The following is a 22,586-nucleotide window of genomic DNA, read 5'->3' on the forward strand; positions in this document are numbered from 1 at the left end:
CTCCCCGGTTCGTTCCCCGGGAGTGAGCGAGAAGAACCGTGGTGACGGTAACCGGAGCGCGCGGGAGCGCCTCAAGGAGCAGCGCGAGCACGAGAAGAGCCAGGAGAAGAAGCGGCGGGTCCTGATCGTGACCGCCGCCGTGGTCGGCGTCCTCGGCCTGGCCGCGGTGGTCGGGGTGATCGCCGCGAGCGCCGACAAGGGCGGCGGCTCCGACAAGGCGGGCCCGGTGGTCGCGCCCACCGGGGCGACCGACCAGGACGGCAAGCCCGCCATCCCCACCGGGAAGCCGGACGCGCCCTCGACCCTGGCGATCTGGGAGGACTTCCGCTGCCCGGCGTGCGCCCAGTTCGAGAACGTGATGCGGGACAGCATCCACGAGCTGGAGGCCACCGGAGCCCTCAAGGTCGAGTACCACCTCGCCACCCTCATCGACGGGAACATGGGCGGCAGCGGCTCGCTGCGCGCGGCGAACGCGGCGGCGTGCTCCCAGGACGCCGGGAAGTTCACCGCGTACCACGACACGCTCTACATCAACCAGCCGCAGGAGACGGACGACGCCTTCGGCAAGAACGACAGGCTGATCGAACTGGCGGCGAAGATCCCCGGCCTCGACACCCCCGCCTTCCGTTCCTGTGTGAACGACGGCACCCACGACAGCTGGGTGGCCGAGTCGAACAAGGCCTTCCAGAACGGCGGCTTCCGGGGCACGCCGTCCGTCCTCCTCAACGGGGAGTCGGTCTTCCCGACCAAGGGGAACGAGCAGATCTCCCCGGCGAACCTGAAGAAGTGGGTCGCCGAGGCCAACAAGGGCAAGAAGCCCGGAACGGCCTCGCCCTCGGCCGGCTGAGCCGCTTCCCCGCCGGATTGGTTATCCAGAAGTTGCCGGACGGGCTGCCGCCGCGCCCGTCCGGCAGGGTAGCGTCGGACCTGCCATGGAACTTGCCTACATCCCCAGCCCGTCGACCGGCGTGATCCACCTCGGACCGATCCCGCTGCGCGGCTACGCCTTCTGCATCATCCTCGGTGTCTTCGTCGCCGTCTGGTACGGCAACAAGCGCTGGATCGCCCGGGGCGGCACCGCCGGCACCGTGGCCGACATCGCCGTCTGGGCGGTGCCCTTCGGCCTCGTCGGCGGACGCCTCTACCACGTCATCACCGACTACCAGCTGTACTTCAGCGAGGGTCAGGACTGGGTCGACGCCTTCAAGATCTGGGAGGGCGGCCTCGGCATCTGGGGCGCCATCGCGTTCGGCGCGGTGGGCGCCTGGATCGGCTGCCGCCGCCGGGGCATCCCGCTCCCGGCGTACGCCGACGCCATCGCCCCCGGCATCGTCCTGGCCCAGGCCATCGGCCGCTGGGGCAACTGGTTCAACCAGGAGCTCTACGGGAAGCCGACCGATCTGCCCTGGGCCCTGAAGATCACCGCGAGCGCCAACCGCGAGGCCGGGCTGTACCACCCGACCTTCCTGTACGAGTCGCTGTGGTGCGTCGGTGTGGCCGTCCTGGTCGTCTGGGCCGACCGCCGCTTCACCCTCGGCCACGGACGTGCCTTCGCGCTCTACGTCGCCGCCTACTGCGCGGGCCGCGCCTGGATCGAGTACATGCGGGTCGACGAGGCCCACCACATCCTGGGCGTGCGTCTGAACGTGTGGACGGCGATCGTCGTCTTCCTGCTCGCCGTGCTCTACATGGTGATCTCCGCCCGGGTCCGTCCGGGCCGCGAGGAGATCGTGGAGCCGAGGGCCGCGGCGAAGGACGCCGCCGGTACCGAAGGCGGCACCGAGGACGGTTCCGTGAAGGACGCCGAGGCGAAGGACGGCGACGCCGAGGACGCCGACGCGGAGGAAGGCTCCGGGAAGAAGACCGTAGCCACCGAGTCCGGGGATGCCGTCCGGGACGGTGCCGAAGGGGACGCCGGGGAGTCCGGGCAGTCCGCTGAGGACGTCGGGCACGGCGCGGGCAACGGAGCGGGATCGGCCGCCAAGGGCTGACGCTCCCCGTCAACGTGGAAGGGCCGCCGGAACCATTGGTTCCGGCGGCCCTTCCGTCTGTCCGGGGGCCGTCGGCGGGGTGCCGGGCCCCGGACAGGGGTCGGGTCGGGCCGGTACGGACGCGGACGTGCACCGGGAAGGGGGAGGGCCCCGTGAGGAGATCCGCCGTGGTGTCCAGGGCGTACGCCTTGCGGTGCGGGGCGACCGCGTTCTCCAGATCGACGATCACGACGTCGGCGCCGGAGACCAGGGCCTCGCGGACCACCTCGGGCCGGTCGCCGGGGGCGTAAAGCCAGGTCAGCGGAGTGGGGGAAGCGGTCAGTACCGCCCTCTGGACGGGCAGGGCCTCGATCCACCGCACCCACCGCACCCACCGCACCCACCGCACCCGCCGCACCCGCCGCACCTGCGGCGGGTGCGGTGGTCATACGTGGTCGGTCTCCCCGCTGCCGAGCGGTCCGAAGGCCGCCTCGATCTCGGTGCGGAACGGCATCGACGTCGAGGCGCCCTCGCGCTGGACGGAGAGCGCGGCGGCGGTCTGCGCCCAGGCCAGCGCCTCGGGGAGGGGACGGCCCTCACCGAGGGCGACCGCGAGCGCCCCGACGAGGGTGTCGCCCGCCCCGGTGGTGTCCACGGCCCGTACCCGGGGGGCGGGGACGAGGACCGGTCCGGCGCCGCGCGCCGCGTGCAGGCTGCCGGCCGCCCCGAGGGTGACGACCACCTCGGGGACGTCCCGGAGCAGGGCCAGCGCGGCCTCGCGGGGGTCGGCCCGCCCGGTGAGCGCGGCGGCCTCGTGCTCGTTGGGCACCAGCAGATCGGTCACGGCGAGGAGTTCGGCGGGCAGCGGCCGGGCGGGAGCGGGGGTGAGGACGGTGCGGACGCCGAGGCGGCGGGCGGTCGCGGCGCCCTCCACGACGACGGAGAGGGGGAGTTCGAGCTGGAGGAGCAGGGTGTCGGCGGTGCCGATGAGGGCCTCGTCGCCGTGGGTGAGGGCGGTCACGGTGCCGTTGGCGCCGGGGACGACGACGATCGCGTTGCCGCCCCGGTCGTCGACGACGATGTGGGCGGTGCCGGAGGCGCCCTCGACGGTGCGCAGCAGGTCGGTGTCGACCGAGGCGTGGTCGAGCGCGGACCGGAGCCGTGTCCCGAAGTCGTCCGCGCCGACCGCGCCGATCATCGACACCTCACCCCCGGCGCGGGCGGCGGCGACGGCCTGGTTGGCGCCCTTGCCGCCGGGGACGGTGCGGAAGGAGCGGCCGGTGACGGTCTCGCCGAGGGCGGGCGCCCTCGGGACGTAGGCGACGAGGTCCATGTTGGTGCTGCCGAGTACGACGATGCCGGTCATGGGCGTACGGCCTCCAGGAGGGTCAGTTCGGCCAGGGTGTCGGAGCCGGTGCCGTCGAAGGACGGGACGGAGGCCGACAGCCGGTTCTTGAGGGGAGAGGTCCAGTGTCGGGGCGTGCGGATCGAGACGGCTCGCGCGTTCGCGCGGGTCACATTTTTTTTCGTGGTGGTCACCATCACGAGGCCCCATTCCCCGGTGGGGGCGCGCCGATGGCGCCCCGGTGCCCCGGATCTGTGCCACTCCGGGCCGGGAACTCGCCGAAGAAACGTCTCTGTCACCCGCCTGACGCCTCGCCGGAATCCGGTCCGCGCAGCGCGGCACGCGGCAAGGCACGCCTTAGTAAGTACGGCCTGCCTTGCTGGCGCGCCCCTTACATCGCGCGTATTTTCGAAGGCGTTGGGGGCGGCGGGTGCGACCCGGCCCGCCGGAACGAAGGGGAGAACCATGTCCATCATCGAGGCGCACGCGCCACTGCACGAGGCCCACCGCGACAACCACACGCACCGCGACGTGAACGGCGGCTGGCTCCGTCCCGCCGTCTTCGGCGCGATGGACGGTCTCGTCTCCAACCTCGCCCTGATGACCGGAGTCGCGGGCGGCGCGGTCTCCTCGCAGACCGTCGTCATCACCGGTCTCGCCGGTCTCGCGGCCGGTGCCTTCTCGATGGCGGCGGGCGAGTACACCTCCGTCGCCTCGCAGCGGGAACTCGTCCAGGCGGAACTGGACGTCGAGCGGCGCCAGTTGCGCAAGCACCCGGTCGACGAGATGGAGGAGCTGGCCGCGCTCTACGTCTCCCGGGGCGTCGAGCCCGCGCTCGCCCGCGAGGTCGCGATGCAGCTGTCCAAGGACCCCGAGCAGGCGCTGGAGATCCACGCCCGTGAGGAACTGGGCATCGACCCGGACGACCTGCCGTCGCCGATGGTCGCCGCCGTCTCGTCCTTCGGCTCCTTCGCGCTCGGCGCGCTGCTGCCGCTGCTGCCGTACCTGCTGGGCGCGACCTCGCTCTGGCCCGCCGTCCTCCTCGCCCTCCTCGGTCTCTTCGCCTGCGGCGCGCTCGTGGCCCGGGTGACGGCCCGTGGCTGGCTCTTCAGCGGACTGCGCCAGCTGCTGCTCGGCGGCGCGGCGGCGGCGGTCACGTACGGGCTGGGGATGCTCTTCGGGGCGGCGCTGTAGCCCTGCGGTTCCGCAGCCCTGTGGCTCCGCGGTTCTCTGTGGGTCCGTGACCCTGTGGCTCCGTGACCCCGTAGCTCTGTGGCTCCGTGACCCTCCGGCCGGGCCCCGCGACCTTTCGCGCGGGCCCGTGGCCTTTCGGGGGCGGGCCCCGCGCCCCTTCGGGCAGGCCCCGCGCCCCCGTGGCGCCGTCCCCCGCGCACCCCTGCGGACCGCCTCCGCCCCACGGCGGGCCCCGGGGGTCCGGGCCCCAGGCCCTCCGCCCCGAGGCCCGCCGTCTTTGTGCGGTGCCCATTCGGGGACGAAAGCCCCGTACGGGTTGTGACGTATCTCCCTGGGCCGATCGGCCGTCTCGATGAGACACTATGCAGGACGCCACATATATAGCCGGTTACCCGGCGGTTTCGAACCTGTGACCAACGGGAATGAGGCATGAGCGTCGCCGGGCAACGGAGCCCGATCAGAGCGACGGGTCGCCGGAGCCCCGCAGACCCTCCGGATCATCCGATCCGTCCCCCGCGGGACAGCCCCTGTCGCCGCACCCCACAGATGAACCGGACACCACCGCTCCGTGTCGGTGATGTCCGCATGTTGGAATGCGCTATCCACTTATCGAGAAGCCGTCCATCATGTAACCTGCACCAAATTTCGCGGAGGGCCAACGTCGTCCCTCGGCAGTTGCATATGCCACGACGACGACGGGAGAGCCGATGCGTTCCGACGCCTGGTCGCCCATGGACGGTCGCCCCGCTCCTCAGGGGATGTACGACCCCCGCAACGAACACGACGCCTGCGGTGTCGGGTTCGTGGCCACCCTCACCGGTGTGGCCAGCCACGCGCTGGTCGAGCAGGCGCTCACCGTACTGCGCAATCTCGAACACCGCGGCGCCACCGGCTCCGAGCCCGACTCCGGCGACGGCGCCGGCATCCTGCTCCAGGTCCCCGACGCCTTCCTCCGCGAGGTCGCCGGATGCGAGCTCCCCGAGGCGGGCGCGTACGCCGTGGGCATCGCCTTCCTCCCCGAGGACGGCACCGACGAGACCGCCGCGAGGATCGGGGCGATCGCCGCCGAAGAGGGCCTCACCGTCCTCGGCTGGCGTGCCGTCCCCGTCACCCCCGAGCTCCTCGGCGCCTCCGCCCGCTCCACCATGCCGGTCTTCCGCCAGCTCTTCGTGGCCGACGCCGACGGCGCCGCCACCGGCATCGCGCTCGACCGCAAGGCCTTCGTCCTGCGCAAGCGCGCCGAGCGCGAGGCGGCGACCTACTTCCCGTCGCTCTCCGCCCGCACCCTCGTCTACAAGGGGATGCTCACCACCGGTCAGCTGGAGCCCTTCTTCCCCGACCTGTCGGACCGCCGCTGCGCCACCGCCGTGGCCCTGGTCCACTCGCGGTTCTCCACCAACACCTTCCCGAGCTGGCCGCTCGCCCACCCGTACCGCTTCGTCGCCCACAACGGCGAGATCAACACGGTCAAGGGCAACCGCAACTGGATGACCGCCCGCGAGGCGCAGCTCTCCTCCGAGGTCTTCGGCGAGGGCTCGCTGGACCGGATCTTCCCGGTCTGCACCCCCGACGCCTCCGACTCGGCCTCCTTCGACGAGGTCCTGGAGCTGCTCCACCTCGGCGGCCGTTCCCTGCCCCACGCGGTCCTGATGATGGTCCCGGAGGCGTGGGAGAACCACGAGACGATGGAACCGGCCCGCCGCGCCTTCTACCAGTACCACTCCACGATGATGGAGCCCTGGGACGGCCCGGCCTGCGTCACCTTCACCGACGGCGTCCAGGTCGGCGCGGTCCTCGACCGCAACGGACTGCGCCCCGGCCGCTACTGGGTCACCGACGAGGGCCTCGTCGTCCTCTCCTCCGAGGTCGGCGTCCTCGACATCGACCCCTCCAGGGTCGTCCGCAAGGGCCGCCTCCAGCCCGGCAAGATGTTCCTCGTCGACACCGCCGAGCACCGCATCGTCGAGGACGACGAGATCAAGGCCGCCCTCGCCGCCGAGCAGCCCTACGAGGAGTGGCTGGAGACCGGCGAGATCGAGCTCTCCGACCTCCCCGAGCGCGAGCACATCGTGCACACCCACGCCTCGGTCACCCGCCGCCAGCAGACCTTCGGCTACACCGAGGAAGAGCTGCGCGTCATCCTCGCCCCGATGGCCCGCACCGCGGGCGAGCCCCTCGGCTCCATGGGCACGGACTCGCCGATCGCGGCCCTCTCGGCCCGCCCCCGGCTGCTCTTCGACTACTTCACCCAGCTCTTCGCGCAGGTCACCAACCCGCCGCTGGACGCGATCCGCGAAGAGCTCGTGACCTCGCTGCGCTCCTCCCTCGGCCCCCAGGGCAACCTCCTGGAGCCCACCGCCGGATCGTGTCGCAGCGTCACCCTGACCTTCCCGGTGATCGACAACGACGAGCTGGCCAAGCTCATCCACATCAACGCCGACGGCGACATGCCCGGCATGAAGGCCGCGACGCTCTCCGGCCTCTACCGGGTCTCCGGCGGCGGCGAGGCCCTCGCCGCCCGCATCGACGCCATCTGCGCCGAGGCCGACACCGCGATCGAGGGCGGCGCCCGCATCGTCGTGCTCTCCGACCGGCACTCCGACGCCGAGCACGCCCCGATCCCCTCGCTGCTGCTCACCGCGGCCGTCCACCACCACCTCATCCGCACCAAGCAGCGGACCAAGGTGGGCCTCCTCGTCGAGGCGGGAGACGTCCGCGAGGTCCACCACGTCGCCCTGCTCATCGGCTACGGCGCCGCCGCCGTCAACCCGTACCTCGCCATGGAGTCCGTCGAGGACCTGGTCCGCGCCGGGACGTTCATCGAGGGCCTGGAGCCCGAGCAGGCCATCCGGAACCTGATCTACGCCCTCGGCAAGGGCGTCCTCAAGGTCATGTCCAAGATGGGCATCTCCACCGTCGCCTCCTACCGGGGCGCCCAGGTCTTCGAGGCCATCGGCCTCGACGAGGCCTTCGTCGCCACCTACTTCCAGGGCACCGCCACCAAGATCGGCGGCGCCGGGCTCGACGTCGTCGCCAAGGAGGTGGCCGCCCGCCACGCCAAGGCGTACCCCGTCTCCGGCGTCCCCTCGGCGCACCGCGCCCTGGACATCGGCGGCGAGTACCAGTGGCGCCGCGAGGGCGAGCCGCACCTGTTCGACCCGGACACCGTCTTCCGCCTCCAGCACGCCACGCGCGCCAGGCGCTACGACATCTTCAAGAAGTACACGGAGCGGGTGAACGAGCAGTCCGAGCGGCTGATGACGCTCCGCGGCCTCTTCGGCCTCAGCTCCGGCCGCCCCTCGATCCCCGTCGACGAGGTCGAGCCGGTCTCCGAGATCGTCAAGCGGTTCTCCACCGGTGCCATGTCGTACGGCTCCATCTCCCGCGAGGCCCACGAGACCCTCGCCGTCGCCATGAACCAGCTGGGCGCCAAGTCCAACACGGGCGAGGGCGGCGAGGACCCGGACCGCCTCTACGACCCGGCCCGCCGCTCCGCCATCAAGCAGGTCGCCTCCGGCCGCTTCGGCGTCACCAGCGAGTACCTGGTCAACGCCGACGACATCCAGATCAAGATGGCGCAGGGCGCCAAGCCCGGCGAGGGCGGCCAGCTGCCCGGCCACAAGGTCTACCCGTGGGTCGCGAAGACGCGTCACTCGACGCCCGGCGTCGGCCTCATCTCGCCGCCGCCGCACCACGACATCTACTCCATCGAGGACCTCGCCCAGCTCATCCACGACCTCAAGAACGCCAACCCGGTCGCCCGCATCCATGTGAAGCTGGTCTCCGAGGTCGGCGTCGGCACGGTCGCCGCCGGTGTCTCCAAGGCCCACGCGGACGTCGTCCTCATCTCCGGCCACGACGGCGGTACGGGCGCCTCGCCGCTGACGAGCCTCAAGCACGCGGGCGGCCCCTGGGAGCTGGGCCTCGCCGAGACCCAGCAGACCCTGCTGCTCAACGGGCTGCGCGACCGGATCGTCGTCCAGACCGACGGCCAGCTCAAGACCGGCCGTGACGTCGTCATCGCCGCGCTGCTCGGCGCCGAGGAGTTCGGTTTCGCGACCGCGCCGCTCGTCGTCTCCGGCTGCGTCATGATGCGCGTCTGCCACCTGGACACCTGCCCGGTCGGCATCGCCACCCAGAACCCGGTCCTGCGCGACCGCTTCTCCGGCAAGCCCGAGTTCGTCGTCAACTTCTTCGAGTTCATCGCCGAAGAGGTCCGCGAGATCCTCGCCGAAATGGGCTTCCGCACCCTGGAGGAGGCCGTCGGCCACGCCGAGTTCCTCGACACCAGCCGCGCGGTCACCCACTGGAAGGCGCAGGGCCTCGACCTGGCGCCGCTGTTCCACGTGCCCGAGCTGCCCGAGGGCGCGGTCCGCCACGCCCTGATCGAGCAGGACCACGGTCTGGCGAAGGCCCTCGACAACCAGCTGATCGAGCTGGCCTCCGAGGCCCTGAACGCGCCCTCCGCCGCCGAGGCCCAGCCGGTCCGCGCCCAGGTCGCCATCCGCAACATCAACCGCACGGTCGGCACCATGCTCGGCCACCACGTGACGAAGCGGTTCGGCGGCGCCGGTCTCCCGGCCGACACCATCGACATCACCTTCACCGGCTCCGCGGGCCAGTCGTTCGGCGCCTTCCTGCCGAGCGGTGTCACCCTCCGCCTGGAGGGCGACGCCAACGACTACGTCGGCAAGGGCCTCTCCGGCGGCCGGGTCGTGGTCCGCCCCGACCGGGGCGCCGATCACCTCGCCGAGTACTCCACCATCGCGGGCAACACCATCGGCTACGGCGCGACCGGCGGCGAACTCTTCCTCCGCGGCCGCACCGGCGAGCGCTTCTGCGTCCGCAACTCCGGCGCCCTGGTCGTCTCGGAGGGCGTGGGCGACCACGGCTGCGAGTACATGACCGGCGGCACGGCCGTCGTCCTCGGCGAGACCGGCCGCAACTTCGCGGCGGGCATGTCCGGCGGCGTCGCCTACGTCGTCGACCTCGACCGGGACAACGTCAACTCCGGCAACCTGGGCGCGATCGAAGCCCCGTCGGACGCCGACAAGGACTGGCTGCACGACGTCGTGCGCCGCCACCACGAGGAGACCGGCTCCACGGTCGCCGAGAAGCTGCTGGCCGGCTGGGACACGAACGCGGACCGGTTCAGCAAGATCATCCCCACCACGTACAAGGCAGTGCTCGCCGCCAAGGACGCCGCTGAGCTCGCCGGTCTCTCCGAGGCCGAGACCACCGAGAAGATGATGGAGGCGGCGACCCATGGCTGACCCCAAGGGCTTCCTGACCACCGGCCGCGAAGTCGCCCAGACCCGCCCGGTGGGCGAGCGCCTCAGGGACTGGAACGAGGTCTACGTTCCCGGTTCCCTGCTGCCGATCATCAGCAAGCAGGCAGGCCGCTGCATGGACTGCGGCATCCCGTTCTGCCACAACGGCTGTCCCCTCGGAAACCTCATCCCCGAGTGGAACGACTACGCCTACCGCGAGGACTGGACGGCGGCGTCGGAGCGGCTGCACGCCACCAACAACTTCCCGGAGTTCACCGGCCGCCTCTGCCCCGCCCCGTGCGAGGCCGCGTGCGTGCTCGGCATCAACCAGCCCGCCGTCACCATCAAGAACGTCGAAGTCTCCATCATCGACAAGGCCTGGGACGGCGGCGACGTCAAGCCGCAGGCACCCGACCGGCTCTCCGGCAAGACCGTCGCCGTCATCGGCTCGGGCCCCGCCGGTCTCGCCGCCGCCCAGCAGCTGACCCGGGCCGGACACACCGTCGCCGTCTACGAGCGCGCGGACCGCGTCGGCGGCCTCCTGCGGTACGGCATCCCCGAGTTCAAGATGGAGAAGCGGCACATCAACCGCCGCATCGAGCAGATGCGCGCGGAGGGCACCAAGTTCCGCACCGGGGTCGAGATCGGCCGCGACATGCCCGCCACGACGCTGCGCAACCGCTACGACGCGGTCGTCGTCGCCGCGGGCGCCACCACCGCCCGCGACCTGCCCGTGCCGGGCCGCGAACTCTCCGGCATCCACCAGGCGATGGAGTACCTGCCGCTGGCCAACAAGGTCGTCGAGGGCGACTTCGTGGCCCCGCCGATCACCGCCGAGGGCAAGCACGTCGTCGTCATCGGCGGCGGCGACACCGGCGCCGACTGCGTCGGCACGGCCCACCGCCAGGGCGCCGCCTCCGTCACCCAGCTGGAGATCATGCCCCGGCCGGGCGAGGAGCGGACCCCGGGCCAGCCCTGGCCGACCTTCCCCATGCTGTACAAGGTCACCTCCGCGCACGAGGAGGGCGGCGAGCGGGTCTACTCCGTCTCCACCACCCACTTCGAGGGCGACGAGGACGGCAACGTGCAGTTCCTCCACCTCGTCGAGGTCGAGTTCGTCGACGGCAGGCTGACCCAGAAGCCGGGCACCGAGCGCCGCATCCCCGCCCAGCTGGTCACCCTCGCGATGGGCTTCACCGGCACGGACGTGGAGAACGGCCTGGTCGCCCAGTTCGGCCTGGACCTCGACGAGCGCGGCAACATCGCCCGGGACGCGGACTTCGCCACCAACGTCGACGGCGTCTTCGTCGCCGGTGACGCCGGTCGCGGCCAGTCCCTGATCGTCTGGGCCATCGCCGAGGGCCGCTCCGCCGCCCGGGGCGTGGACCGCTACCTGACCGGAGCCAGCTCCCTGCCGGCCCCGATCCGCCCCACGGACCGGTCCCTCACGGTCTGACCGGCCCCCGAGAACGTCCCGTACAACGACGTACGGAACTGAGCACGGCGCCCCCCGAATGTCCCCGACCGGACGACTGGGCGGGCGCCGTGGCGCGTCCGGGGCCGGGGGTGGTGCCCCGCCCCGGCCACGGAGCGGATCACGGTCCCCGTGCTGTCCGGGCCGGGGACCTCGTGGCGGGGGCGGGAGATCAGGGGGTGTCCACTTCCGGGCCGCGCCGCGCCGCCGGGGGCGGAGGGGCCCGCACGTCCTCGGTGCGGGCGGTGCTGAGCCAGACGCTGAGGACGTAGGCACAGTCCTGGTCGGTGAAGGTGAGGCGGAGGGGGCTGCGGACGCGCAGGGTCTCGCGGGCGTGGAGGGCGGCGTCCTCGCTCCTCGCCCAGTCCCGGAGCGCGTCGGCGCAGTGGGGGCCGGGGGGCGCGACGCGGTAGGTGCCCGGTGGGAACCGGTCCATCCGGGCGGGGTCGGGGTCGAGCCGGTCGGCCAGCCGCAGGGCCTCGCCCCGGAGCCAGCGGAGCACGAGCTTGGGAGAGATGCTCTCGAACCGCCCCAGGCTGTACGTCGTCGGCAGCCAGGTCCCGGCGACCGGCCCCACCGCGTACAGCTCGGCGACGTACGAGGGCGGTATCACCGCCCACGGGCCCGTCACGGCCCCTCCCTCCGGACCGGCGTGATCAGCAGGCGGATGCTCACCCACTCCTCGGCGGTCGGCCTCCGCACGTCGGCCGTCGGCGCGGACCACTCGGCACCACCGCCGGGACGACGCAAGGTCAACGTCTCGCCGCTGCGGCCGAACACCCGGCCGAACCGGTGATTCCGCTCGTCCACCACGAAGGAACCCAGGGAGTGCGGGGCCGAGGTCGCCCGTGCGTCCGCATCACCGTGATCAAGCACGCGCTCGCTCCTCTCCGTAGCGATTTCGCTACCGGGGGTCGCCAGCGTGGCCTAGAGTCTGGAGTCATTCAACGTGTCGAGAAAGGAAGACAAGTTGGAGTCACCGTGGTGAACCGGAAGGACTTGGACCCGGATGCCTCGCCGCAAGCTGCGTTCGGGGCCCGTCTCCGCAGGTCGCGCGAGGAACGGGGCTTTTCACAGGTTGAGTTGGGCGCTCCCATGGGATATTCGGGGACGCATATTTCAGCCGTTGAAACTGGTCGCAAGTTGGCGACTCTCCGCTTCGCGCGGCGTGCGGATGCCGTGCTTGAGACCGGTGACCTGTTCGAGCGGGAATGGCGAGAGATGCGTCAAGGGGCCCTCTTGGAGGGGTTCCCCGAGTACGTCGAACACGAGGGCCGGGCCGTTGAGCTGCGTCTGTTCGACACCGGAATTGTTCCTGGACTGATCCAGACGCCGGAATACGCCCGTGCGCTGGCGGACAGCAAGGCTCGACGGGGTGCGATTACCCATGAGCAGGCTGACGAGCTGGTTGCGTTCCTGGCGGAGCGACAAGCCACACTTGTCCGTCCTCGCCCACCCATGCTGTTGGTCGTGATGGACGAGAGCTGCATCCGACGGGAAGTCGGTGGTCCCGGCACGATGGGAGCCCAGCTCGACCGCCTGCTGGCATTCGCCGACCTTCCCAACACGGTCCTGCAGGTTGCGCCGTTCGGGATAGGCGAGCAACGACCGCTGTACCTGCCGATCAACCTGTTGACGATGCCTGAGATGAATGTGGTCGCCTATGCGGAGTCGCAGATGCGGGGGCATCTGGAGCGGGACTCGGCAGCAGTCTTCCCCCTGTTGACGGCCTACCATCAGTTGCAGGCCGAATCTCTGTCCCAGAGCGCGACAGTTGACATGATCCGCAAGGCACGAAAGGGCTACCCGTGACCGAAGATCCGCAGTGGTTGAAGTCCTCCTACAGCGACACCGGCGGGAACTGCGTGGAGGTCGCCCCCAACAGGGTGCCGACCCTCGGCCTCGTTCCCGTCCGTGACTCGAAGGTCCCGAGCGGTCCCGTCCTGGACGTGTCTGCCGGCGCGTTCTCCGCGTTCGTCGAGGGCGTCAAGGGCGGACAGCTCGGCGCCTGAAACGCGAAAGGCCCGCCCGGTCAGGGCACCGGCACCGGCGGTCGCGCGCGGCGGGAAACCCGGTGGCTCCCGCACCGCCCGTCGGGGAGCATGGGCGCCATGAGTTCTCTCGTACGCCACGTCACCATCGACTGCGCCGACGCCCACACACTGGCGTCCTTCTGGGCGAAGGCCCTGGACGCCCGGCTCTCCGACGACGACCTGCCCGGGGACCCGGAGGCGCTCGTCGAGACGCCCGGCGCGAACCTGCTCTTCATCCAGGTCCCCGAGCCCAAGGCCGTCAAGAACCGCGTCCACCTCGACCTCCAGCCGCAGGACCGCACCCGGGACGAGGAGGTCGACCGGCTGATCGGCCTCGGCGCCGTCCTCCTCGACGACCGCCGCAACCCCGACGGCACCGGCTGGGTGACCCTCGGGGACCCCGAGGGGAACGAGTTCTGCGTCGAGCGCAGCCAGGCGGAGCGCGTCGCCACCTCCTGAGGCGGTGGTCTCGGGGCGCGTCCGGAGCAATCCTGAGCAATCCGGACAGGAGATGTCGGGTATCCGGTGTTCCCTGGGCGCATGGGAGACACCGGACACACCACCACCTGGCCGTCCTTCGAGGCAGCCGAACCCGACTTCGCCACGACCGTCCGCGAGCGCTTCGGGCAGTACACCCACCACGCCCTCGCCACCCTCCGCGCCGACGGCTCGCCCCGGCTCAGCGGCATCGAGGCGGACTTCCGCGACGGCGAGCTGTGGCTCGGCATGATGCCGAACTCCCGCAAGGCCCTCGACCTGCGCCGCGATCCGAGGCTCTCGCTGCTCGCCAACCCCGGCGACGGCACGGGCATGGGCGGCGGGGACGTCCGGATCTCCGGACGCGCCGTCGAGATCACCGACCCCGGAGCCCTGGCCCGGTACGCGGCCGAGGCGGGCGCGCCCCAGCCGTTCCACCTCTTCCGGGTGGAGCCGTCCGAGGTCGTACGGACCCGGGTCGAGGGCGAGGAGCTGGTCGTGCGGGTCTGGACCCCGGGGCGTCCGGCGCGGACCCTGCGGCGCGGCAACGACGAGTCGCCGCCGCGCCGGGAGCCATGACCCGGCGCCTGGAGTCATGCGCCCGTGCCCCGGTACGCGTCCAGGACGGCGGCCCGGCAGGACGCCGGGTCGCCCCAGGCGTCCCGCAGCGGCCGGGCCTTGCGCAGCCACAGGGACAGGTCCAGCTCCTCGGTGTAGCCGATCGCGCCGTGGATCTGGAGGGCGGTACGGGCCGCCGCGTACCCCGCCTCGCCCGCGGCCACCTTCGCCGCGGCCAGCTCCCCGTCCACGGTGAGCCCGGACCCGGCGGCGGGCGCCGGTCCGGCCGCGCCCTCCGCCGCCCCCCACCACCCGTCCTCCCGTTCCGCCGTCGCCAGGCCCACCGCGGCCCCGAACAGCAGCGGCCGGGCGAACTCCAGGGCGAGCAGCGTGTCGGCCAGGCGGTGCTTGACCGCCTGGAACGTGCCGATCGAGGCCCCGAACTGGGTGCGCCCGAGGGCGTACTCCACCGTCCTGTCCAGCAGCGCGAGCCCCACGCCGAGCGACTGCGCGGCCGTCGCCAGCGCCGCCCACCGCCGGGCGCGGTGCGCCGCCGCCGTCACCGCCGGGCCCTCCGCGAGGAGTTCCCCGCCCGGCGCGGGCCGGGCGAGCCTGCGGGCCGGGTCGGCGGAGACCCGGACCGGCCCGTGACCCGGCGCCCGCCACAGCTCCTCGCCCCGCACGACCAGGACGAGATCCGCCCGGTCCGCGTCGAGGGCGCGCGGCACCCGGCCCGTCCCGGCGTCCGCCAGCGCCAGCGTCGCGGTCCGCCCGCCCGAGGCCAGCGCGGGCAGCAGCCGCTTCGCCGGGTCCGGCGCGCCCCGCCGGGCCAGCTCGCCGAGCAGGGCCGCCGCCGCGACCGTCTCCGCCACCGGACCCGGCACCGCGTGCCGCCCCAACTCCACGAAGGCGTGCGCGAGTTCCACCGGGAGCGGCCCCACCCCCTCGTACGCCTCCGGCACCGCGAGCGCCCACACCCCCGCCTCCGCGAGCCGCCCCCACACGGCCAGGCCCGGCCCCGGATCGCCGCCCGCCCAGGCGCGGACCGCCGCCGGAGTGTCCGAGGCGCCGAGCATCGCGTCCAGCGAGCGGACGAACGCCCGCTGCTCACCGGTCGGCAGAAAGGCCATCAGCGGCGCCCCTTCGGGAGGCCGAGCAGCCGCTCGGCGATGATGTCGCGCTGGATCTCGTTCGTCCCCGCGTACAGCGGGCCCGCGAGGGCGAAGACGTACCCCTCCGCCCACGGCCCGTCCGCCAGTTCGCCCTCCGCGCCAAGGAGATCGAGCGCCGTCTCGTGCAGCGCCAGGTCGTACTCCGACCAGAAGACCTTGTTGAGGCTGGACTCCGCCCCCGCCGGGGCGCCCGCCGCGAGCCGGGCCGCCGCGCCCGCCGTGAACAGCCGGTACGCCCGCGCCCCGATCACCGCGTCCGCCACCCGGTCCCGCAGCGCCGAGTCCGCCGGATCGCCCTCCGCCCGCCACAGCCCGACGAGCCGGTCGGCGGCGGCGAGGAAGCGGCCGGGGGAGCGGAGCATCAGACCGCGCTCGTTGCCGGTGGTGGACATCGCGATCCGCCAGCCCTGCCCCGGCTCCCCGATCACGTCCTCGTCGGGGACGAAGACCTCGTCGAGGAACAGCTCGGCGAAGGCCGGTTTCCCGTCGAGCCTGCCGATGGGCCGCACTGTCACGCCCGGCGCCCGCAGATCGAACATCAGGTAGGTGAGCCCCCGGTGCGGCGCCGCCGCCGGGTCGCTGCGGAAGATGCCGAAGGCCCGGTCGGCGAAGGCGGCCCGGGACGACCAGGTCTTCTGCCCGGACAGCAGCCAGCCGCCGTCCGCGCGCACCGCCCGGGAGGTGAGCGCCGCCAGATCGGACCCGGCCCCGGGCTCCGACCACGCCTGCGCCCACACCGTCGCGCCGGTCGCCATCGACGGCAGCACCCGGGCCCGCTGCTCCTCGGTGCCGTGGTCGAAGAGGGTGGGGGCGAGGAGCTGCACGCCGTTCTGCGAGACCCGGCCGGGCGCCTCCGCCGCCCAGTACTCCTCCTCGAAGGCCAGCCACCGGTCGAGGCCGACGCCCCGGCCCCCGTACTCCTCGGGCCAGGAGACCACCGACCAGCGGGCGGCGGCCAGTTCGGCCTCCCAGGCGCGATGGGCGGCGAAGCCCTCGGCCGTCTCCAGGGAGGGCAGCGGGACGGCGGGCACCCGCGCCCGCAGCCACTCCCGCGCCTCCGCCCGGAACTCCTCCTCGGCCCGTGTGCACGAGAGGTCCATCGGTCACCCCGCCCTCACCCGTTCCCTAACAAGTGTTTGGTAGGTTAACGTACGGCCATGAGCAGCGTCGAGAAGTTCCGGACGGAGATACGGGGCTGGCTGAAGACCCACCTCAGCGGCTCCTTCGGCGCCCTCAGGGGCCGCGGCGGACCCGGCCGCGAGCATGAGGTCTTCGCCGAACGGCTCGCCTGGGAACGGCACATGGCCGACCACGGCTGGACCTGCGTCGGCTGGCCCGAGAAGTACGGCGGACGCGGCGCGAGCATCGAGCAGCAGATCGCCTTCCACGAGGAGTACGCCCTCGCCGACGCCCCCGCCCGCGTCAACCACATCGGCGAGCAGCTCCTCGGCCCCACCCTCATCGACCACGGCACCGAGGAACAGAAGGCCCGCTTCCTGCCCCAGGTCCGCGCCGCCCGGGAACTCTGGTGCCAGGGCTACAGCGAACCCGACGCGGGCTCCGACCTCGCCGCCGTCCGCACCCGCGCCACCCTGGAGGACGGCCGGTGGGTGGTGCACGGCCAGAAGATCTGGACCTCCCTCGCCCACGAGGCCCAGTGGTGCTTCGTCCTCGCCCGCACCACCCCCGGCTCCCGGCGGCACGCCGGACTCTCCTACCTCCTCGTCCCGCTGGACCAGCCCGGCGTCGACATCCGGCCCATCGTCCAGCTCACCGGCACCAGCGAGTTCAACGAGGTCTTCTTCGACGGCGCCACCACCGAAGCCGCCCATGTCGTCGGCGCCCCCGGCGACGGCTGGCGGATCGCCATGGCCACCCTCGGCTACGAGCGGGGCGTCTCCACCCTCGGCCAGCAGGTCGGCTTCCGCCGCGAACTCGACGCCCTCGTCGCCCTCGCCCGCCGCAACGGCGCCGCCGCCGACCCCGCCCTCCGCGACCGGCTCGTCCGCGCCTGGGCCGGACTCGAAGCCCTGCGCGCCGGAGCCCTGCGCGGCACCGACCCCTCCGCCGCCAAGCTCGGCTGGTCCCACTGGCACCGCGACCTCGGCGAACTCGCCCTGGAGATCGGCGGCCCCGCCGCCGCCCTCGCCACCGCCGCCCCCTACGAACTCGACGACCGGCAGCGCCTGTTCCTCTTCTCCCGCGCCGACACCGTCTACGCCGGGTCCAGCGAGATCCAGCGGAACATCATCGCCGAGCGGGTGCTCGGCCTCCCGAAGGAGCCGCAGCCGTGACCCCGAGACAGCCCCCGCCCCCCTACGAACCCGGCCACGGCCTCCTCACCGGCCGCACCGCCGTCGTCACCGCCGCCGCCGGAGCCGGGATCGGCGGCGCCACCGCCCGCCGCCTCCTCGAAGAGGGCGCCCGCGTCCTCCTCAGCGACGCCCACACCCGGCGCCTCAAGGAGACCGAGACCGCCCTCGCCGCCGAGTTCGGCCCCGGGGCCGTCGCCGCCCAGCCCTGCGACGTCACCGACGAGACCCAGGTCCAGGCCCTCCTCGACACCGCCGTACGCCTCCACGGACGCCTCGACGTCCTCGTCAACAACGCCGGACTCGGCGGCACCGCCGAGCTCGTCGACATGACCGACGAGCAGTGGGACCGCGTCCTCGACGTCACCCTCGGCGGCACCTTCCGCTGCGTCCGCGCCGCCCTCCGCCGCTACCGCGACTCCGGCACCGGAGGCGTCGTCGTCAACAACGCCTCCGTCGTCGGCTGGCGCGCCCAGGCGGGACAGGCCCACTACGCCGCCGCCAAGGCCGGGGTCATGGCCCTCACCCGCTGCGCCGCCGTCGAGGCCGCCGCCTACGGCGTCCGCGTCAACGCCGTCTCCCCGTCCCTCGCCCTCCACCCCCACCTGGCCAAGGTCACCACCGCCGAACTCCTCGACGAGCTCACCGGGCGGGAGGCCTTCGGACGCCACGCCGAACCCTGGGAGGTCGCCAACGTCATCGTCTTCCTCGCCTCCGGCTACTCCTCCTACATGACCGGCGAGACGGTCTCCGTCAGCAGCCAGCACCCGTAGGACCAGAATGGAAGCGTGCCGACCACCGACAAGAAGAACCAGCCGACGAGCGACCGGAGCGACCGGAGCGACCGCAGGGATCGCGGCGACCGGGGCGACGAGGGCGGGCCGACCACCGGCAGGAAGAAGCAGATGAACGCTGCCGCGCCCGAACGGCGCCGCGAACTGCTCGACACCGCCGCCGAGGTCTTCGCCGCCCAGGGATACAACGCCACCACCGTCCGCAAGATCGCGGACGCCGCCGGAATGCTCGCCGGCAGCCTCTACTACCACTTCGACTCCAAGGAGTCGATGCTCGACGAGATCCTCTCCACCTTCCTGACCGAACTCTGGCAGGGGTACGACACCGTCCTCGACGCCGGACTCGGCCCCCGCGAGACCATCGAGGCCCTCGTCACCGAGTCCTTCCGGGAGATCGACCGGCACCGCGCCGCCGTCGCCATCTACCAGAAGGAGTCCCGGCACCTCACCGACCAGCCCCGCTTCCACTACCTCACCGACTCGCAGCGCAAGTTCGAGAAGGCCTGGCTCGGCACCCTGGAGCGCGGCGTCGCCTCCGGGGCCTTCCGCGCCGACCTCGACGTCCGCCTCACCTACCGGTTCGTCCGCGACACCGTCTGGGTCGCCGCCTCCTGGTACCGGCCGGGCGGACTGCACAGCCCCGAGGAGATCGCCCGCCAGTACCTGTCGATGGTCCTGGACGGGATCGCCGTACGCACCGGACACCCCGCCTGATCCGACCAGGACGATCGGGCGGACCCAGCCGTCCCACCGGAGGAGTCGCCATGCCCGAGGCCTACATCGTCGAAGCGGTCCGCACCCCCGTCGGCCGCCGGGGGGGCGGCCTCGCCGCCGTGCACCCGGCCGACCTCGGCGCCCACGCGCTGAAGGAGCTCGTCGCCCGCGCGGGCATCGACCCGGCGGCCGTCGACGACGTCGTCCTCGGCTGCCTCGACACCGTCGGACCGCAGGCGGGCGACATCGCCCGCACGGCCTGGCTGGCCGCCGGACTCCCCGAGGAGGTCCCCGGCGTCACCGTCGACCGGCAGTGCGGCTCCTCCCAGCAGGCGGTGCACTTCGCCGCCCAGGCGGTCCTCTCCGGCACCCAGGACCTGGTCGTCGCGGGCGGCGTCCAGAACATGTCGATGATCCCCATCGCCTTCGCCTCCCGGCAGGCCGCCGAACCCCTCGGCCTCACCGGCGGCCCCTTCCACGGCAGCGAGGGCTGGCGCGCCCGGTACGGCGACGCGCCCGTCAACCAGTTCCACGGCGCCGAGCTGATCGCCGAGAAGTGGCGGATCACCCGCCGCGACCAGGAGGAGTTCGCCCTGCGCTCGCACCGGCGGGCGCTCCGCGCGATCGACGCGGGCCGCTTCGCCCGGGAGACCGTGGCCTACGGGGAGGTCACCGTCGACGAAGGGCCCCGCCGGGACACCAGCGCCGAGAAGATGGCCGGACTGCGGCCCGTCGTCGAGGGCGGCACCATCACCGCCGCCTGCTCCTCCCAGGTCTCCGACGGCGCCGCCATGCTCCTGCTGGCGAGCGAGCGGGCCGTACGGGAGCACGGGCTCACCCCCCGGGCCCGGATCCACCACCTCTCCGCCCGGGGCGAGGACCCCATCCGGATGCTCTCCGCGCCGATACCGGCGACCGCCCACGCCCTCAAGAAGACCGGGCTCACCATCGACGACATCGATCTGGTCGAGATCAACGAGGCCTTCGCGCCGGTCGTCCTCGCCTGGCTCAAGGAGACCGGCGCCGACCCCGGCCGGGTCAACGTCAACGGCGGCGCCATCGCCCTCGGCCACCCCCTCGGCGCGACCGGGGCGCGGCTGATGACCTCCCTCCTCCACGAGCTGGAGCGCACGGGCGGCCGGTACGGCCTCCAGACCATGTGCGAGGGCGGCGGCCAGGCGAACGTGACGATCGTCGAACGGCTCTGAGGGCGGCCGGACCGCCCGTGGGAAGAGGTCGTGGCGCGGGCCCGGGACGGGCGGCGGCCACCCCCGGTACCGACGGGCCGCGACACCCCGGGACCGACCGCCCGCGACGGGCCGCGACACCTCCTGGCCGACCGCCCGTGACGGGTCCCCGACGGTGTGTGACCGCCCCGGACGTGTGACCTCGCCCACGTCGCACCGTCCTGGTCAGGTGCGATCCGTCCGGGCATCGGGCGGGCGGGGCGGGAAGGTCCCGAGGCGCACTATTGTTCCGGTAGAGACGTCCGGGGCTCGTGTCGCGTGTTCCGGGTGACACAGCCGGGGCCCGCACCTGCAGGGTGCGGGCCCCGGCTGTGCCGCGAGCACCGGCCAGAAAGGCACGCATGACCCGCTCCGAGCGCCCCCGCAAGCGCAGCCCCCGCCCCGACCGGGCGAATTCCACGTCCCAGCCGAAGGCCTCCCGCGGCGGCCGCCGTCCCACGGCGCCCCCGCCGCCCAGCGAGTTCACGCCGCCGGAGACGGTGACGCCCGCGCTCCCGCCGGTGGCCGCCTTCGCCGACCTCGACATGCCCGAGGCGCTGCTGCGGACCCTGGGCGAGCAGGGGGTCACGGAGCCGTTCCCGATCCAGGCCGCGACCCTGCCGAACTCGCTGGCGGGCCGTGACGTGCTGGGCCGGGGCCGTACCGGCTCCGGCAAGACCCTCGCCTTCGGGCTCGCGCTCCTCGGCCGGACGGCGGGCCGCCGTGCCGAGCCGACCGCGCCGCTCGCCCTGGTCCTGGTGCCCACCCGCGAGCTGGCCCAGCAGGTGACCGACGCGCTCACCCCGTACGCCAACCCGCTGCGGCTGCGGATCGCCACGGTCGTCGGCGGCATGTCGATCACCCGCCAGTCCTCCGCGCTGCGGCGCGGCGTCGAGGTCCTCATCGCCACCCCCGGCCGTCTCCACGACCTGATCGAGCGCGGCGACTGCCGTCTCGACCAGGTCGCCGTGACCGTCCTCGACGAGGCCGACCAGATGGCCGACATGGGCTTCCTGCCGCAGGTCACGAAGCTCCTGAAGCAGGTCGAGCCGGGCGGGCAGCGGCTGCTGTTCTCGGCCACCCTCGACCGGAACATCGACCGGCTGGTCAAGATGTTCCTCGACGACCCGGTCGTGCACTCCGTCGACCCGTCGGCCGGTGCGGTCACCACCATGGAGCACCACGTCCTGTACGTGATGGACGAGACCGACAAGAAGGCCGTCACGCTGCGGATCGCGGCCCGCGACGGCCGGACCATCCTCTTCCTGGACACCAAGCGGTCCGTCGACCGGCTGGTCAAGCGGCTCCTCGCCAACGGCGTACGGGCCTCCGGACTGCACGGCGGCCGTTCGCAGCCGCAGCGCAACCGGACCCTGGACCAGTTCAAGAACGGGCAGGTCACCGCGCTCGTCGCGACGAACGTGGCGGCGCGCGGCATCCATGTCGACGACCTCGACATGGTCGTGAACGTGGACCCGCCGATGGACCACAAGGACTATCTGCACCGGGGCGGCCGCACGGCCCGTGCCGGTGAGTCCGGCAGCGTCTTCACCCTGGTGCTGCCCGAGCAGAAGCGCGACATGGGCCGTCTGATGACGAACGCGGGCATCAGCCCCCGGACCGCGCAGATCAAGTCCAGCGACGAGCAGCTCGCCGAGCTGACCGGCGCGCGGGAGCCCTCGGGCGTCCCGATCGTCATCGAGACCCCGCAGCCGACCCCGCCGCGCAGGCCCGCGGGCTCCGGCGGCGCGGGCGGTGCCGCTTCCGGCAACCGTCGTCGCCGTCGCCCCGCCACCGGTGGCACCGGCGGTTCCGGCGCGGCCACCGGCCGCACCTCCGGTTCCGCCGGGGGCACGGGACGGGGTACGGGCGGCGGCCGCACCTCCGGTACGGGCGGCGGGCGCGGCGCGTCCGCGGCGGCCGGTACGGGACGCGGTGGACGCCCGGCCACGGGCACGGGCCGCTCGCGCGGCGCCGCCGGCGGCTCCCGGCCCTCCCGGCCGAGGCAGTCCGACTCGTAGGCACGACCCACCCGTAGGGACGGTCG

General features: G+C 72.9%; 19 protein-coding genes and 2 pseudogenes. 14 read left to right on the forward strand and 7 right to left on the reverse strand.

Annotation, left to right across the window (positions count from 1 at the left end; all coding sequences use genetic code 11):
• Nucleotides 1–22: 22 nt before the first annotated feature.
• Nucleotides 23–847 carry a thioredoxin domain-containing protein gene (locus ACIO92_RS08165; protein WP_366441657.1) on the forward strand — a complete coding sequence of 275 codons (825 nt, stop codon included), beginning with the start codon at nucleotides 23–25 and terminating at the stop codon, nucleotides 845–847.
• Nucleotides 848–932: 85 nt separating this feature from the next.
• Nucleotides 933–1,991 carry a prolipoprotein diacylglyceryl transferase gene (gene lgt, locus ACIO92_RS08170; RefSeq protein ID WP_402279357.1) on the forward strand — a complete coding sequence of 353 codons (1,059 nt, stop codon included), beginning with the start codon at nucleotides 933–935 and terminating at the stop codon, nucleotides 1,989–1,991.
• 22 nt (nucleotides 1,992–2,013) lie between these two features.
• Here lgt and ACIO92_RS08175 read toward each other — a convergent pair.
• The 3 genes and pseudogenes from ACIO92_RS08175 to ACIO92_RS08185 form a co-directional block, all read right to left on the reverse strand.
• A pseudogene (locus ACIO92_RS08175) lies at nucleotides 2,014–2,313 on the reverse strand (aldolase/citrate lyase family protein); the annotation flags it as partial.
• A gap of 102 nt (nucleotides 2,314–2,415) precedes the next feature.
• Nucleotides 2,416–3,336, reverse strand: a complete 921-nt coding sequence (rbsK, locus tag ACIO92_RS08180; protein ID WP_401235722.1) for a ribokinase — start codon at nucleotides 3,334–3,336, stop codon at nucleotides 2,416–2,418.
• A complete protein-coding gene (locus ACIO92_RS08185) occupies nucleotides 3,333–3,488 on the reverse strand; it encodes a hypothetical protein (RefSeq protein WP_402279354.1) in 156 nt (51 codons plus the stop codon). Before ACIO92_RS08185 ends, rbsK begins: the two co-directional genes overlap by 4 nt.
• A 292-nt stretch (nucleotides 3,489–3,780) precedes the next feature.
• On the opposite strand from ACIO92_RS08185, the gene ACIO92_RS08190 reads away from it, so the two are divergent.
• From ACIO92_RS08190 to ACIO92_RS08200, 3 genes are all read left to right on the forward strand, one after another.
• Nucleotides 3,781–4,509: a VIT1/CCC1 transporter family protein gene (locus ACIO92_RS08190; RefSeq protein WP_366441660.1), complete on the forward strand. Its 729-nt coding sequence runs from the start codon at nucleotides 3,781–3,783 to the stop codon at nucleotides 4,507–4,509.
• A 707-nt stretch (nucleotides 4,510–5,216) separates the two neighbouring features.
• The gene (gene gltB / locus ACIO92_RS08195) at nucleotides 5,217–9,782 is read left to right on the forward strand and encodes a glutamate synthase large subunit (protein WP_401235717.1); all 4,566 of its coding nucleotides are present in this window, start codon (nucleotides 5,217–5,219) and stop codon (nucleotides 9,780–9,782) included.
• Nucleotides 9,775–11,235, forward strand: a complete 1,461-nt coding sequence (locus ACIO92_RS08200; RefSeq protein ID WP_366441662.1) for a glutamate synthase subunit beta — start codon at nucleotides 9,775–9,777, stop codon at nucleotides 11,233–11,235. The genes gltB and ACIO92_RS08200 overlap by 8 nt, the downstream gene beginning before the upstream one ends.
• A 190-nt stretch (nucleotides 11,236–11,425) precedes the next feature.
• On the opposite strand, the gene ACIO92_RS08205 is transcribed toward ACIO92_RS08200, so the two are convergent.
• Both ACIO92_RS08205 and ACIO92_RS08210 read right to left on the reverse strand, forming a co-directional pair.
• Nucleotides 11,426–11,884 (reverse strand): hypothetical protein, encoded by a 459-nt coding sequence (locus ACIO92_RS08205; protein WP_366441663.1) that lies wholly within the window; start codon nucleotides 11,882–11,884, stop codon nucleotides 11,426–11,428.
• Nucleotides 11,881–12,129 carry a hypothetical protein gene (locus tag ACIO92_RS08210; RefSeq protein WP_366441664.1) on the reverse strand — a complete coding sequence of 83 codons (249 nt, stop codon included), beginning with the start codon at nucleotides 12,127–12,129 and terminating at the stop codon, nucleotides 11,881–11,883. Before ACIO92_RS08210 ends, ACIO92_RS08205 begins: the two co-directional genes overlap by 4 nt.
• 105 nt (nucleotides 12,130–12,234) lie before the next feature.
• On the opposite strand from ACIO92_RS08210, the gene ACIO92_RS08215 reads away from it, so the two are divergent.
• The 4 genes and pseudogenes from ACIO92_RS08215 (at nucleotide 12,235) to ACIO92_RS08230 (ending at nucleotide 14,342) form a co-directional block, all read left to right on the forward strand.
• Nucleotides 12,235–13,065 carry a helix-turn-helix transcriptional regulator gene (locus ACIO92_RS08215; protein ID WP_366441665.1) on the forward strand — a complete coding sequence of 277 codons (831 nt, stop codon included), beginning with the start codon at nucleotides 12,235–12,237 and terminating at the stop codon, nucleotides 13,063–13,065.
• Complete coding sequence (locus tag ACIO92_RS08220) at nucleotides 13,062–13,265, forward strand: DUF397 domain-containing protein (RefSeq protein WP_366441666.1); 204 nt, start codon at nucleotides 13,062–13,064, stop codon at nucleotides 13,263–13,265. The genes ACIO92_RS08215 and ACIO92_RS08220 overlap by 4 nt, the downstream gene beginning before the upstream one ends.
• A 99-nt stretch (nucleotides 13,266–13,364) precedes the next feature.
• Nucleotides 13,365–13,736: pseudogene (locus ACIO92_RS08225) on the forward strand (VOC family protein); the annotation flags it as partial.
• 90 nt (nucleotides 13,737–13,826) lie between these two features.
• Nucleotides 13,827–14,342: a pyridoxamine 5'-phosphate oxidase family protein gene (locus ACIO92_RS08230; RefSeq protein WP_366441667.1), complete on the forward strand. Its 516-nt coding sequence runs from the start codon at nucleotides 13,827–13,829 to the stop codon at nucleotides 14,340–14,342.
• Nucleotides 14,343–14,356: 14 nt separating this feature from the next.
• Here ACIO92_RS08230 and ACIO92_RS08235 read toward each other — a convergent pair whose 3' ends face one another.
• Nucleotides 14,357–15,451, reverse strand: a complete 1,095-nt coding sequence (locus tag ACIO92_RS08235) for an acyl-CoA dehydrogenase family protein (protein ID WP_401235706.1) — start codon at nucleotides 15,449–15,451, stop codon at nucleotides 14,357–14,359.
• Nucleotides 15,451–16,593 (reverse strand): acyl-CoA dehydrogenase family protein, encoded by a 1,143-nt coding sequence (locus ACIO92_RS08240; RefSeq protein ID WP_401235705.1) that lies wholly within the window; start codon nucleotides 16,591–16,593, stop codon nucleotides 15,451–15,453. The genes ACIO92_RS08235 and ACIO92_RS08240 overlap by 1 nt, the downstream gene beginning before the upstream one ends.
• Before the next feature lie 57 nt (nucleotides 16,594–16,650).
• Here ACIO92_RS08240 and ACIO92_RS08245 point away from each other — a divergent pair, with 57 nt between their 5' ends.
• From ACIO92_RS08245 to ACIO92_RS08265, 5 genes are all read left to right on the forward strand, one after another.
• Nucleotides 16,651–17,787, forward strand: a complete 1,137-nt coding sequence (locus ACIO92_RS08245; protein WP_402279345.1) for an acyl-CoA dehydrogenase family protein — start codon at nucleotides 16,651–16,653, stop codon at nucleotides 17,785–17,787.
• Complete coding sequence (locus ACIO92_RS08250; protein ID WP_366442946.1) at nucleotides 17,784–18,578, forward strand: SDR family oxidoreductase; 795 nt, start codon at nucleotides 17,784–17,786, stop codon at nucleotides 18,576–18,578. Before ACIO92_RS08245 ends, ACIO92_RS08250 begins: the two co-directional genes overlap by 4 nt.
• A gap of 132 nt (nucleotides 18,579–18,710) precedes the next feature.
• The gene (locus ACIO92_RS08255) at nucleotides 18,711–19,313 is read left to right on the forward strand and encodes a TetR/AcrR family transcriptional regulator (RefSeq protein ID WP_366443118.1); all 603 of its coding nucleotides are present in this window, start codon (nucleotides 18,711–18,713) and stop codon (nucleotides 19,311–19,313) included.
• A 50-nt stretch (nucleotides 19,314–19,363) separates the two neighbouring features.
• Nucleotides 19,364–20,521, forward strand: a complete 1,158-nt coding sequence (locus ACIO92_RS08260; RefSeq protein WP_366442947.1) for an acetyl-CoA C-acetyltransferase — start codon at nucleotides 19,364–19,366, stop codon at nucleotides 20,519–20,521.
• A 380-nt stretch (nucleotides 20,522–20,901) separates the two neighbouring features.
• Nucleotides 20,902–22,560, forward strand: coding sequence for a DEAD/DEAH box helicase (locus ACIO92_RS08265; protein WP_366442948.1), 1,659 nt, complete (start codon nucleotides 20,902–20,904; stop codon nucleotides 22,558–22,560).
• Nucleotides 22,561–22,586 lie beyond the last annotated feature (26 nt).

The organism is Streptomyces sp. NPDC087215, from assembly GCF_044744885.1.
Lineage (GTDB): Bacteria > Actinomycetota > Actinomycetes > Streptomycetales > Streptomycetaceae > Streptomyces.

What these genes read in the sequence shown, in the direction of transcription:
- ACIO92_RS08240 (WP_401235705.1), bottom strand. Translation starts at nt 16,593, where the DNA reads ATGGACCTCTCGTGCACACGGGCCGAGGAGGAGTTCCGGGCGGAGGCG.
- rbsK (WP_401235722.1), bottom strand. Translation starts at nt 3,336, where the DNA reads ATGACCGGCATCGTCGTACTCGGCAGCACCAACATGGACCTCGTCGCC.
- ACIO92_RS08245 (WP_402279345.1), top strand. Translation starts at nt 16,651, where the DNA reads ATGAGCAGCGTCGAGAAGTTCCGGACGGAGATACGGGGCTGGCTGAAG.
- ACIO92_RS08235 (WP_401235706.1), bottom strand. Translation starts at nt 15,451, where the DNA reads ATGGCCTTTCTGCCGACCGGTGAGCAGCGGGCGTTCGTCCGCTCGCTG.
- ACIO92_RS08255 (WP_366443118.1), top strand. Translation starts at nt 18,711, where the DNA reads ATGAACGCTGCCGCGCCCGAACGGCGCCGCGAACTGCTCGACACCGCC.
- ACIO92_RS08260 (WP_366442947.1), top strand. Translation starts at nt 19,364, where the DNA reads ATGCCCGAGGCCTACATCGTCGAAGCGGTCCGCACCCCCGTCGGCCGC.
- lgt (WP_402279357.1), top strand. Translation starts at nt 933, where the DNA reads ATGGAACTTGCCTACATCCCCAGCCCGTCGACCGGCGTGATCCACCTC.
- ACIO92_RS08230 (WP_366441667.1), top strand. Translation starts at nt 13,827, where the DNA reads ATGGGAGACACCGGACACACCACCACCTGGCCGTCCTTCGAGGCAGCC.
- ACIO92_RS08265 (WP_366442948.1), top strand. Translation starts at nt 20,902, where the DNA reads ATGACCCGCTCCGAGCGCCCCCGCAAGCGCAGCCCCCGCCCCGACCGG.
- ACIO92_RS08190 (WP_366441660.1), top strand. Translation starts at nt 3,781, where the DNA reads ATGTCCATCATCGAGGCGCACGCGCCACTGCACGAGGCCCACCGCGAC.
- gltB (WP_401235717.1), top strand. Translation starts at nt 5,217, where the DNA reads ATGCGTTCCGACGCCTGGTCGCCCATGGACGGTCGCCCCGCTCCTCAG.
- ACIO92_RS08200 (WP_366441662.1), top strand. Translation starts at nt 9,775, where the DNA reads ATGGCTGACCCCAAGGGCTTCCTGACCACCGGCCGCGAAGTCGCCCAG.